The organism is Sporosarcina sp. NCCP-2331 (genome assembly GCF_023707945.1).
In the GTDB taxonomy this organism is placed as follows: Bacteria; Bacillota; Bacilli; order Bacillales_A; family Planococcaceae; genus Sporosarcina; species Sporosarcina cascadiensis.
This window is the reverse complement of record NZ_BRCD01000050.1, coordinates 1-11,647: the sequence shown is the minus strand read 5'-3', so window position 1 is coordinate 11,647 and position 11,647 is coordinate 1. Positions and strand designations below refer to the sequence as shown.

Here is an 11,647-nt window from a genome sequence, read left to right as displayed (position 1 = left end):
AATAAATTAGAGGAGGAATAGATATGACAAAAGAAATCGATGTGCAAAAACATAAAGAAGGCTATTTGAAGTTTGTGGAAGAGCATAAGAACATGGTGCTGAATATGGTCAATGAAGAGGGACGGCCCTTTGCAAGCTGTGCGCCGTTCGTCAAGAAAGACGGTAAGTTTTATATTTATATCAGCCAGGTTGCCGAGCATTATCGTCACCTGGAAAACAGCGAGTGGATTGATGCGATGATCATTGCGGATGAATCTGCCACACCGAATCCGTTTGGAACAGAGCGTGCACGCTGGGGCTGCCAGCCAAAAAATATTGGCAATGACGGACATGACGAAATATTTGAACTGTTTAACGCACGTTTTAATCCGAAACTATTGGAAGTTTTGCGCGGCCTGGACTTTTCATTATTCGAATTAACGCCAGTGCAGGGGCGTTATGTGGTAGGATTCGGACTGGCGTTTGATGTGGATATCAATGGAAATGTGTTTGAGCATGTCGTGGTGGATAAAAAGAACAAGCCCGGTATAACGGCATGACTTATGAAACAGTAGTGCCGATGTGGGATGCGCTGCGCGGGCGGTTTACGAAGATGGCATCCGGTTTGCAGGAGCAGGAATTGAAGCTGAGCATCGGGGAATCTTCTATTGAATCGCTGCTGTATCATACGGCGGAAGTGGAGTATATGTTTGCGGACTGGTATCTTGGAAAGCCGGCGATTGCTGAACTGCCGAAAGCTTCTTCATTAGCGGAGATTCTGGAGATCCTTGAGGCATCGGATGCGAATTTGAAGGCGGCGATGAAAGAGATGACCGAAGAACAGTGGCATACGCCGGTTGAATCGAAAATGGGCGCATCGACTCCTTTGGAAGCGGTCGGTAGATTGATGTACCACGCGGGGATTCACGCAGGGCAGATTGCGTTGATTCGGAAGCAGTAATGGGGATGGTGAAGTTTGAGCTGTTCGGCTGAGTGTTTGCCGGATGGCTTTTTTGTGGTGGATTGGCAGAGATGATTTGGCTAATGAGCATGCGGGAGGTGGGAATGAGCGCGTGGCGCGTGGGTATGATCACACGGCTGGGTGAAATGATCACGCAGCGGGGCTGAATGAGCGGTTGTCAGGGGTCAATGATCACGCAGCTGCTTTTTCTTTAGGTCAGATTGGTTCGCTCGGAGCCCGGTTTGGCGCGCGGGAAGGCTGGTTTGGCTCGTTCGGCAGCGGGTTACGCGCGGCAAGTACAGCGTTTGGCGCGGTGAAGGTGCGTTTTGGTTCGGCTGCCGGGTGTTTTCGCGCGTGAACGGCTTTCTATGCGAATAAAAAAGCTGTACCGGAAGTCAAATTGACTTTCGGTACAGCTTCAGATTTCATTCGAATTATTCTTTCAAATCTTCAATTGAATCAATATCCATATAAGTCGGTACAACTAGACCAATTTTTACATCTTCCATGCTGACGCCCATATCGTCCAGTTTGTCGCCGAATTTCTCCATGTATGTTGCGTGCGTGATCGGCAACCAGCCTGCAAGCAATACGTCTGCACTGCCGTCTGCAACTGCTGTGTACATAGGTCCTGCTTCAACCTGTGACATTTCTACTTTATAGCCCAGGTCTTCCAGTACGTTCGCGATCATGTTTGTGCTGGCAACTGTAGAGTCCCAAGCTACATAAACGAATTTGATTTTGTCTCCATCGACTTTTTCTACTCCGTCCGTCCACTCAGAAACTTTATCTTCATTCGCATCGATCCAGTTTTGTGCTGCTACTTTTGGATCTTCACCGTCGATGATTTCGACCATGATTTCAGCCATATCTTCTTCTGTCCAGTGGAAGTTGCTCAGAACTTGGTAAGCCTCTGGAAGATCTTCTTCTAATCCAAGACGTCCGATAGTATGGATTTCTTCCGCACCGCCGTATGAACCTTCTGGATCGTCAAGATATTTCAGGTCATATTTCGCGAATTTCCAGTGTGGAGACCAGCCAGTTACGATAATCGGCTCTTCTTTGTCATACGCTTTTTTCAGTGCTGCTGTCATCGCTGCGCCTGAACCTGTTGTGACGTCCCACTTTTCAAGATTGTAGTCCTCAAGTGCGCGGTCTGTTGCTTCCATGATGCCTGCACCCGGGTCAATCCCTGTGATTTTGTAGTCTACTGCTTTACCGATGGATTCCGTTGATGCTGCTTTGTCTCCATCTCCGTCAGTTTTTGAAGTATCTTCGTCTTTGTCGCCGCCGCAAGCTGCAAGACCTACTGCTAATAAAGCGACTGAGCTGAATCCTAGAAATTTCTTCTTAAATGACACGATTTGTTTCCCCCTAATTTTTTGGCTGCATAAAATGAACGATTTTGCGTTCATCATGTTACATACGTACAACCGGTTAAATTTGTCGCTGTCGAAGCGAACCTTTATTAGTATAACTGTAATATGATTGTAATACAACCGTTTTCTCCATATTCATTGTTCGTACAGTTTTTTCTGTACAAATTATAGTAGACGGACTATTGAAAATGATCGTAGAAAAACAGTCTGCCGTTTTGTCGCAGACTGCATGATTTTCTATCCACTTATTCGAAAAATTCGTTGGTCAGATCGCCGTTAATGCCGATGGCCGCGGCGCTTCCTGTGCCGGCTGCTATAATGAGCTGGGAAGGGACGATGTGGGCTGCATCACCTGCTGCATAGACATTCCAAACTGTTGTGCGTCCATATTCATCAGTGAGGATGCCGCCGTATTGATTCGGTTCACAACCGAGGTCTTCGGAAAAATGATTCGGATGACTCCAAAGGGGCGAAGCGAATGCACCGGTCCGGTCGACGAGTGTGCCGTCTTCCAGTTGTATGCTTTTGAGCTGGCCGTTTTCTCCTTCGAGACCCGCAATGATATCGTCGACAATTCGGATGTCTTTGGCATTTAATTTTCTGCGCTCTTCGTCAGTCAGCTGGCCTTCGCCGTTTGTGAAGACGATCAGATCGCGGCTCCATGTATACACTTCGGCTGCCAGTCTGAAGACGTTTTTATCTGCAATGACAGCGAGAGGCTGATCCCGTAATTCCCAGCCATCGCAGTAGGGACAGCTGAATATGGATGTGCCGTAAAAACGTTCTATGCCCGGAATGTTCGGCTGCTCGTCCTGCAAGCCCGCTGCCAATAAAATTTTAATAGTGCGGATGATTTTTCCGCTGGCTGTCATTAATTCATAATGTGACGGACCTGCACTTTCAATAGAGACAATGCATTCATTGCGGAACTCTACAGAAGGATATTTTGCGATTTCTTCACGTCCTAATCGTCTTAATTCGTCAGGCCGGATGCCGTCTCTGGTCAAAAATCCATGAGCTTCCCGAGTGACTCGATTTCGTGCATGGTCGTTGTCGAACACTGCTATTCTGCGCCTTGCCCGTCCAAGCACCAGTGCTGCGCTCAATCCGGCTGGTCCGCCGCCGATGATTACACATTCGTAGAGCATATTGCTACTCATTCCTTTATATTGTCATTTTAGTTTTATAACTTCCCGATTTTGAATTCTGCAAACAACTCAGAAGGTTATTTTCTGCTAAAAGACTTCAATTTAAACGTTTATCGGGATATTATATTTCAAGTAAGGTAGAGTGAAAAAGAGAGAAGTGGAATAATACTCGAATGGCAGAGAAAGCAAATTTAGGAGGAGATCGGATGAAAAAGTACAGTAAGGGATTGCTGTTACTGCTTTCTGTTGTGCTGCTTGCCGCATGCTCAGAGTCTGCGGATCAGCTGACGATGGACGAAGTTGAAAACAGAATGGATCAATCTGTCGAAGAAATGGATAACTATGAAATTGATTTGGCGTTGAAAGTACTGGCGAAAGATATGGAAAAGGGAGAACAGAAACAGGTCAACCGGGGCAAGATTCAGTATATCGACAAGGAATCACCCGAATTTCATGCGTCATACGTGACAACAACTGATGGACAGTCGAATGATTTTACATCGGAAGTCTATAGGAAAGACAATATTGTGCTGACCAATGAAAACGGGGGCGACTGGCAGGATGTGTCGGGTAAGTATTCAGAAGAGGAATTGATGAATGCGCAGTATGATAAATTGGTCGCTAGTCTTAGGGAAGTTTCAGATGAATTGGCTATGAAGGAGAAGGATAAAGAGTATATTTTGACGTATGCCGGCAATGATCAAGAATTGTATAAAGTATTTCAGAAACAATTTAATATTTCATTCAGCGGTGTCGATTCATCCAATATTCATTCAACGCTGGAAGCGAAAATAACGAAAGACCATATGCGTCTGAAGGAGTTTCAGTATGAGGCGGAGGGCAAGAATCCCATGCAGTCTGTGACCATTACAGTGAATTTGGAATATGGAAAAGTCGGGGAAGTTGAGGAGATTGTGCTGCCGAATTACCAGTAATTATCGGATGAATTTTCATTAAGACTGATTGTGACGCCTCAAAGCAGCTAGATGCTCTGAGGTTTTTTTGCAGAGTTGCAAGCAGTGTACCGCCAAACGCGCCAAAGTATCCTTTCTCCGAGCGAAAAACCGCCCAAAACGAACCAAAACAGGATTTTTCCGCACCATGCGCGGACGGCCGCGCACGAAACGCACCTGCCAGCGAACCAAAACAGCTGCCATTCGCACATTACCCTTCCAAATAAAAAACCGCAAAAGCCGGGGCTCTTACGGTCGTCTCTCTTCTTGCCTATTCTCTTTCCGCGGAACTAAATCGAAAATGTCGTGATCTTCGAATGCATCGACGAGTCGGTCGAGCCATTCATAATAGTCCTGCATATAGCGGAGCTTTTCGATGTCGGATTCAACGAGCTGCTTTAATTCCTCTGTGATGGAGGGGTCTTGCAGCAATTTATTCAAGTCATTCAACGATTTGCGGATTGATGTCGTATAGAGGGTCACAGATTGGCGCCACTTAATCGAAAATAAATCGATAAAGCTTTGATACCAGTCGTCTTTCACTTTATATAAATCTTTGCGGACGCCCCGTTTCCAGGCGCGCTCCACTAATTTTAAGTCGGATAGTGAGCGGACAGACGTACTCATGCTCGTTTTGCTCATGCCGAGTTCTTCTGTCATTTCATCAAGTGTCAGCGGTTCGTCATGAAAAAACATCGTGCCGAATTGTCTGCCTGCTGAAGGTGTCAGCCCATATAAATGTATATTTTGCGCGATGATTTCAATGATTCGTTCGCGCGTTTTTTCAAGTTGCTCTTTACCTTCCATAGAGGGTACCTCCGTCATCATAATGGGGATAAACTCCGCCCCGATTGCTTATATAGCGTATTATATTTGGTGAAAAAAAGCAATTACTAAGTGAAAGTTTATACAGTTTTTACTGTACAAACAATTAATTTCGATTAAACTGTTGTGTTACAAAAATGTTACGTCTATAATAATAACGTTGAACTTTTACGAAACTAGGGAGTTGTACATATGAATGATGGAGAGATGATAAAGAAAATCGAAGTCCACGGCACAACGAAGATTTTCGGAAAGAACAGTAAACGTGCTGCTCAATTATTGAATGAAGGCAAGTCGAAAAAAGAAATATTGCAGGCTACGGGCGCTACAGTCGGTGTGAAGAACGCTTCATTCGACGTATATGATGGAGAGATTTTCGTCATCATGGGCTTATCAGGCAGCGGAAAGTCAACGCTGGTCCGTATGCTAAACCGACTGATTGACCCGACGATTGGGCAGATCCTGATTGACGGGAAAGATATTGTCCAAATGAATAAAGAGCAATTACGTGAAGTGCGCCGGAAGAAAATCGGCATGGTGTTCCAGAACTTCGCATTGTTCCCGCATAAGACGATCCAGGAAAATACGGAATACGGCTTGGAAATCCAAGGCATCGAGAAAACGACTCGCCAGGAAAAAGCAAAAGAGTCATTGCGGTTAGTCGGACTTGCCGGTTACGAAGAGCAATATCCAAACCAGCTGAGCGGCGGCATGCAGCAGCGTGTGGGACTGGCCCGCGCGCTAGCGAATGATCCGGACGTGCTGCTGATGGACGAAGCATTCAGTGCGCTCGATCCGTTAATTCGGAAAGATATGCAGGACGAATTGCTGCAGCTGCATCACGATATGGGCAAGACGATTATTTTCATTACACATGATCTCGACGAAGCATTGCGTATTGGAGATCGGATTGCGCTGATGAAAGACGGCGATATCGTACAGATCGGAACGCCGGAAGAAATCTTGATGAGCCCTTCCAATGAATACGTCGAGCGTTTTGTTGAAGATGTGGATTTGTCGAAGGTACTGACGGCAGGACATATAATGAAGCAAGCCGATTCGGTTCAGATTGACCGCGGTGCGCGTGTGGCCCTGCGTCTAATGAAAAAATTGAGCATTTCATCGATTTACGTAGTAGATAAAGGGAACCGTCTGCTTGGGGCAGTGACAGCACAAGATGCGGTCGCGGCAACAGAAGAAGGAAAGACACTTGAAGATGTACTCATTCGGGATATTACGAAAGTGTCTCACGATACCGTGCTGACTGACCTGTTTGACGCGGTTTCAACTGCTGCTGTTCCAGTGGCGGTTGTGGATGAACGCGATCATCTGCAGGGAATCATCATTCGCGGTGCGTTAATTGGCGCACTTGCAGGAGATGGACAGTTTATCAATAATGATCCTGTCCCGGCAGAAACAGAAGAGGTGATCACATATGAGTAAATTACCAAGATTACCATTCGCTGACTGGATTGATGAAGCAGTAGACTGGCTCGTTGTGACGTTCGGTACACTGTTTGACGGCATTTCAGCTTTCTTAAAAGGAATCGTCGAAGGACTGGTTACAGGGATGGACTTCGTTCCGTCGATTTTGCTCGCGATTATTTTCGCAGTAATTGCGTACGTATTATCCACAAGAGGAATCGCGTTATTTACATTGATTGGTTTATTGTTTATTGATTATCTGGGCTATTGGTATCCGATGCTGCAGATGCTTGCGCTCGTGTTAGCATCCGTCGCGATTGCATTGATTATTGGGATTCCTTTAGGGATTTTAGGCTCACAGTCACCGACATCGAAGAAAATTATTAATCCGGTGCTTGACTTGATGCAGACAATGCCGGCTTTTGTCTACTTGCTGCCGGCGATTTTCTTCTTCAATATCGGTGTCGTACCGGGAGTTGTCGCGTCCGTTATCTTCTCGATGCCGCCGACAATCCGTTTGACGATGCTCGGCATTGAACAGGTGCCAAAAGATTTAATTGAAGCTACAGAAGCATTCGGTTCAAAGACTTCTCAGCGCTTGCTGAAAGTGCAGATTCCTTTAGCGAAATCAACGATCATGGCGGGTGTCAACCAAAGTATCATGCTGTCGCTTTCGATGGTGGTTATCGCCTCAATGGTCGGTGCGCCGGGACTGGGTGAAGAAGTATACCGTTCCGTTACCCAGCTGAAAACGGGTAAAGGTTTCGAAACTGGGTTATCAATCGTAATCGTAGCGATTATCCTGGACCGTATTACACAATATGCGGGTAAACGTAAGAGAAAAACAGCGAAGTGAAATGAAGACTGCCCGGGAAATCGAATTTTTTGATTTCCCGGGCAGTTCTTTTTTATAGGTATGATCGTAAAACCTGTGCAGGCGCTCATACCGCATGGCCAAGCGATCATATGGTATCTTCAGGCGCTCATGCGTGCCTGCCGGGTGATCATTGCGGACTCACGCGTGATCATAGAGTCCGGCTGTGTGCTCATACAGAAAACAAATCATACTTGCCAGCCATCTATTTATCTAGTATAGTAAGTATAATATTCTGAACATACCAACTGGTTAGTATGGCGGAAAGGGAGTCGGGGATTATGAATTTTTCATATTCAGAGAAAGTAGAGAAATTGCAGCAACAAGTGACAGAGTTTATGGAGGAATATATTTATCCGAATGAAAGTGTCTTCCGCAAACAGCAGGATGAGCAGGGAGACCGCTGGAATAAAATCCCGCCCATCGTAGAGGAACTGAAAAAGAAAGCGAAAGAGAAAGGGCTCTGGAATTTATTCCTTCCTGATGACAGTGGCGGCGCGGGCCTGACAAATCTGGAATATGCGCCGCTCTGTGAAATTATGGGCCGGTCGTTTATGGCGCCGGAAATCTTTAATTGTAATGCGCCGGATACGGGCAATATGGAAGTTTTGGCAAGGTACGGTACGGATGAGCAGAAAAAGCAGTGGCTGGAGCCTTTATTGGCAGGAGAAATTCGTTCAGCATTTGCGATGACAGAAAAGGATGTCGCTTCGAGTGACGCGACGAATATTGAATCCAGTATTCGGCGTGATGGTGATGAGTATATTCTGAACGGCCGCAAATGGTGGACGTCAGGCGCCGGGGATCCGCGCTGTGAAATCGTGATTTTCATGGGGAAGAGTGATCCCAATGCGGCGAAGCACGAACAGCAGTCGATGATTCTGGTGCCTATGGATGCAGATGGCGTTCATGTCGAGCGCATGCTGCCGGTGTTCGGTTATGATGATGCGCCGCATGGCCACGCGGAAATTTTATTTGAAAACGTACGTGTGCCTGCAGAAAATATGCTGTGGGGCGAAGGGAAAGGATTTGCAATTGCACAGGGAAGACTCGGGCCCGGCCGCATTCACCATTGTATGCGTTTGATTGGAGCGGCTGAACGGTCACTGGAATTGATGTGCAGACGAGTGCAGGAACGCGAAGCATTCGGCAAGAAAATTTCTGAACAGGGAGTCGTGCAGCAGTGGATCGCGGAATCACGCATGGATATTGAACAGGCGCGTCTGCTGACATTAAAAGCAGCGTATATGATGGACACTGCCGGCAATAAAGCAGCAAAAACGGAGATCGCGTTGATCAAAGTGGTGGCGCCGAATATGGCATTGCGGGTAATCGACCGCGCCATTCAGGCATTCGGCGGAGCGGGCGTCAGCGATGATTTCCCGATCGCCTATATGTATGCAGGCGCACGCACTTTACGGATTGCAGATGGCCCGGATGAAGTGCATTCACGGCAGATTGCCAGACTGGAATTAAAAAAATACAGGTAAAATAGGTGATACGATGAGTATTTTAAATATGTTTTCATTGGAAGGAAAGACAGCGATTATCACTGGCGGAGGGCGCGGATTGGGAGCGCAGATTGCTGGAGCGTATGCGGAAGCAGGGGCAAATGTCGTCATTTGTTCGCGGAACGCAGAGGCCTGTCAGGAAATGAGTGAAAAACTGAAAGAAATGGGCGTGGATTCTCTGGCTGTATCGTGTGATGTCACGAAACCCGAAGACGTTCAGAAAGTGGTCGAACAAACTGTTGAACATTTTGGAACGGTCGACATCCTCGTTAATAACAGCGGAGCAAGCTGGGCAGCGCCGACGGAAGATATGCCGCTTGAAGCATGGAATAAAGTAATCGACGTCAATGTGACGGGTACATTTTTGATGAGTCAGGCTGTTGCGAAGGTCATGATCAAACAGCGGAGCGGCAAAATTATCAATATTGCCTCCATCGCAGGTTTCGGAGGCACACCGCCGTTCATGCAGACCATCGGCTACAACACCAGCAAAGGTGCAGTCATGACAATGACTAAAGACATGGCAGTCAAATGGGGACCTCATCAAATAAACGTCAACGCTATTGCACCGGGGTTTTTCCCGACGAAAATGTCTAAGGTGCTGATTGAACATGGAGAGAAAATGATCATGCAGAGCACGCCTCTGGGCAGACTCGGCAATGACTCCGACTTAAAAGGCGCCGCGCTGTTTCTGGCTTCCAGTGCATCGGATTATATTACGGGGGATGTTTTGAAGGTGGATGGCGGCGCTCATGCGTTTTGATTTATGCACTTGCCGAAGTGAAGTCTAAACTGCAGACTGTCAGGAAGTACTGCCGTTCATTCAGAATTTTTCGAGAAGCAGGATTCGATCCGCGAAAAATGTGATATAGTATGGGATAAATAACACGTAGAGGATCGGGGACTTTAACATGAAAGATAAAATTACCAAAGCTAGTATTTTATTGTTTGAAGAAAAAGGATTCAGCGAAACTTCCATCCAAGACATAGTCGAGGCGCTCGGTGTCACGAAGGGAACGTACTATTACTACTTCACCAGCAAAGAGCAGTTATTGATGGAAATTCATCTGGATTATATTTCAGACCTGCTGAAACGGCAGCAGACGATTTTGGAATCAGCCAATCTCTCCTGCCGTAAAAAGCTGGAAGAAATCATTGCGCTTCTCATCCATGACATTCAGGATAAAGGTCCGAGCGGGCGTGTGTTTTTCAGGGAAATGCGCCATCTCATTGAAGAGAATGTGAAATCGATTGAAAAGCAGCGCGACCTGTTTCGTCTGAATATCGAACAGCTAATTACAGACGGGATAGACGCTGGTGAATTCCGCAAAGATCTGCGTGCGGACATCGCGGCGTTCGGTGTATTAGGCATTGCGAATTACAGTTATAACTGGTTTAATCCAATGGGCGAAATGTCCGCTGATAAATTAAGTGAGCTGTTTTCCGGCATGTTACTCGAAGGAATCGTTCCGCGGTAAGCTGAGTATTCAGCTTATCGGTAACATACCTACCAGTTAGTATAAAGGAGGGCTCCACATGAAAGATGTGACTACAATTGAAGTAAGAACCGGGGAAGAGCTCAATAAAGAGAAGCTTCAGCAGTTTATTCGCGAGCAGATTTCTGAGGTGCCAGACGGAGAATTGCGAATCCGGCAGTTCAGTGCGGGGCATTCCAATTTGACTTATTTACTGCAAATCGGGAAATGGGAAGCAGTTTTGCGCAGACCGCCTCTCGGGCCGGTCGCACCGAAAGCGCACGATATGGAGAGGGAGTACACTATTTTATCGAGTCTTCATTCCTATTTTAACCCGGCTCCTAAACCGTATGTATTTTCCGATGATGAAGACATTGTCGGAAGTCCGTTTTTTATTATGGAGCGGAGAAACGGGATGGTACTTGATACGGAGTTTCCGGACGGGGTGACCTATACTCCGGAGCTCGGCCGCAAGATTTCCGAGCTGATGGTTGAGCAGCTTGTGTGCCTGCATCAAGTAGATTATAAGAAAACGAAGCTTGCCTGCATGGTGAAACCGGAAGGCTTTATGGAGAGGCAGGTTGCCGGCTGGATCGGGCGCTATGAACGGTCGAAAACAGATGACGTAAAAGGCGTTGAGGAACTGACCAATTACTTGAAGAATCATGTGCCGGTGTCCGTTGAACCGACGATTATTCATTATGATTATAAACTGAACAACGCGATGTTTTCAGAAGACTTTTCTGAAATGACCGGGCTGTTTGATTGGGAAATGACCACCGTTGGAGATCCATTGGCAGACGTAGGGGCTGCGATGAGTTACTGGATTCAGGCAGATGATCCGGAAATTTTGAAGAAAGGTCTCGGCAAACCGCCTGTGACAGTAATAGATGGTTTTTTTACAAGAGATGAATTTATCCAGCTGTATGCAGAGAAAAGCGGACGTGATGTCAGCTCAATCGATTATTATGTGACATTTGCTTATTTTAAATTGGCGGTCATTTGCCAGCAAATTTATTATCGCTATAAAAAGGGACAGACACAGGATAAACGCTTTGCCCATTTCAATATTTTTGTAGAGAATCTAGTTCAATACGCATTAATCAGTGCCAGGAAG

The 11,647-nt window shown here is 46.4% G+C and carries 12 protein-coding genes; 9 read left to right on the top strand and 3 right to left on the bottom strand.

Features of this window, described 5'->3' with window-relative positions; all coding sequences use genetic code 11:
* The first annotated feature begins 23 nt into the window (after nt 1-23).
* Together NCCP2331_RS17705 and NCCP2331_RS17700 are read left to right on the top strand one after the other, a co-directional pair.
* Entirely contained in the window at nt 24-539 is a 516-nt protein-coding gene (locus NCCP2331_RS17705) for a pyridoxamine 5'-phosphate oxidase family protein (protein ID WP_251672032.1), read from the top strand.
* Entirely contained in the window at nt 536-940 is a 405-nt protein-coding gene (locus NCCP2331_RS17700) for a DinB family protein (RefSeq protein ID WP_251672031.1), read from the top strand. The genes NCCP2331_RS17705 and NCCP2331_RS17700 overlap by 4 nt, the downstream gene beginning before the upstream one ends.
* Before the next feature lie 434 nt (nt 941-1,374).
* Here NCCP2331_RS17700 and NCCP2331_RS17695 read toward each other — a convergent pair whose 3' ends face one another.
* Both NCCP2331_RS17695 and NCCP2331_RS17690 read right to left on the bottom strand, forming a co-directional pair.
* Nucleotides 1,375-2,301: a glycine betaine ABC transporter substrate-binding protein gene (locus tag NCCP2331_RS17695; RefSeq protein ID WP_251672030.1), complete on the bottom strand. Its 927-nt coding sequence runs from the start codon at nt 2,299-2,301 to the stop codon at nt 1,375-1,377.
* A gap of 263 nt (nt 2,302-2,564) precedes the next feature.
* Entirely contained in the window at nt 2,565-3,467 is a 903-nt protein-coding gene (locus NCCP2331_RS17690) for an NAD(P)/FAD-dependent oxidoreductase (RefSeq protein WP_251672029.1), read from the bottom strand.
* Nucleotides 3,468-3,673: 206 nt separating this feature from the next.
* On the opposite strand from NCCP2331_RS17690, the gene NCCP2331_RS17685 reads away from it, so the two are divergent.
* Nucleotides 3,674-4,402 carry a DUF6612 family protein gene (locus NCCP2331_RS17685; protein WP_251672028.1) on the top strand — a complete coding sequence of 243 codons (729 nt, stop codon included), beginning with the start codon at nt 3,674-3,676 and terminating at the stop codon, nt 4,400-4,402.
* Between the two features lie 267 nt (nt 4,403-4,669).
* Here NCCP2331_RS17685 and NCCP2331_RS17680 read toward each other — a convergent pair whose 3' ends face one another.
* On the bottom strand, nt 4,670-5,227 hold the full coding sequence (locus NCCP2331_RS17680) for a GbsR/MarR family transcriptional regulator (RefSeq protein WP_153721968.1): 558 nt from the start codon (nt 5,225-5,227) through the stop codon (nt 4,670-4,672).
* 210 nt (nt 5,228-5,437) lie between these two features.
* On the opposite strand from NCCP2331_RS17680, the gene NCCP2331_RS17675 reads away from it, so the two are divergent.
* The 6 genes from NCCP2331_RS17675 to NCCP2331_RS17650 all read left to right on the top strand — a co-directional run.
* Nucleotides 5,438-6,688: a quaternary amine ABC transporter ATP-binding protein gene (locus NCCP2331_RS17675; RefSeq protein WP_153721969.1), complete on the top strand. Its 1,251-nt coding sequence runs from the start codon at nt 5,438-5,440 to the stop codon at nt 6,686-6,688.
* Nucleotides 6,681-7,526 (top strand): ABC transporter permease, encoded by an 846-nt coding sequence (locus NCCP2331_RS17670; RefSeq protein WP_251672027.1) that lies wholly within the window; start codon nt 6,681-6,683, stop codon nt 7,524-7,526. Before NCCP2331_RS17675 ends, NCCP2331_RS17670 begins: the two co-directional genes overlap by 8 nt.
* Before the next feature lie 299 nt (nt 7,527-7,825).
* Nucleotides 7,826-9,034 (top strand): acyl-CoA dehydrogenase family protein, encoded by a 1,209-nt coding sequence (locus tag NCCP2331_RS17665; protein ID WP_251672026.1) that lies wholly within the window; start codon nt 7,826-7,828, stop codon nt 9,032-9,034.
* 13 nt (nt 9,035-9,047) lie between these two features.
* Complete coding sequence (locus NCCP2331_RS17660) at nt 9,048-9,818, top strand: SDR family oxidoreductase (protein WP_251672025.1); 771 nt, start codon at nt 9,048-9,050, stop codon at nt 9,816-9,818.
* 148 nt (nt 9,819-9,966) lie between these two features.
* A complete protein-coding gene (locus NCCP2331_RS17655) occupies nt 9,967-10,533 on the top strand; it encodes a TetR/AcrR family transcriptional regulator (RefSeq protein ID WP_251672024.1) in 567 nt (188 codons plus the stop codon).
* Nucleotides 10,534-10,591: 58 nt separating this feature from the next.
* A partial coding sequence (locus tag NCCP2331_RS17650; RefSeq protein WP_251672023.1) for a phosphotransferase family protein occupies nt 10,592-11,647 on the top strand: 1,056 nt, incomplete at its 3' end.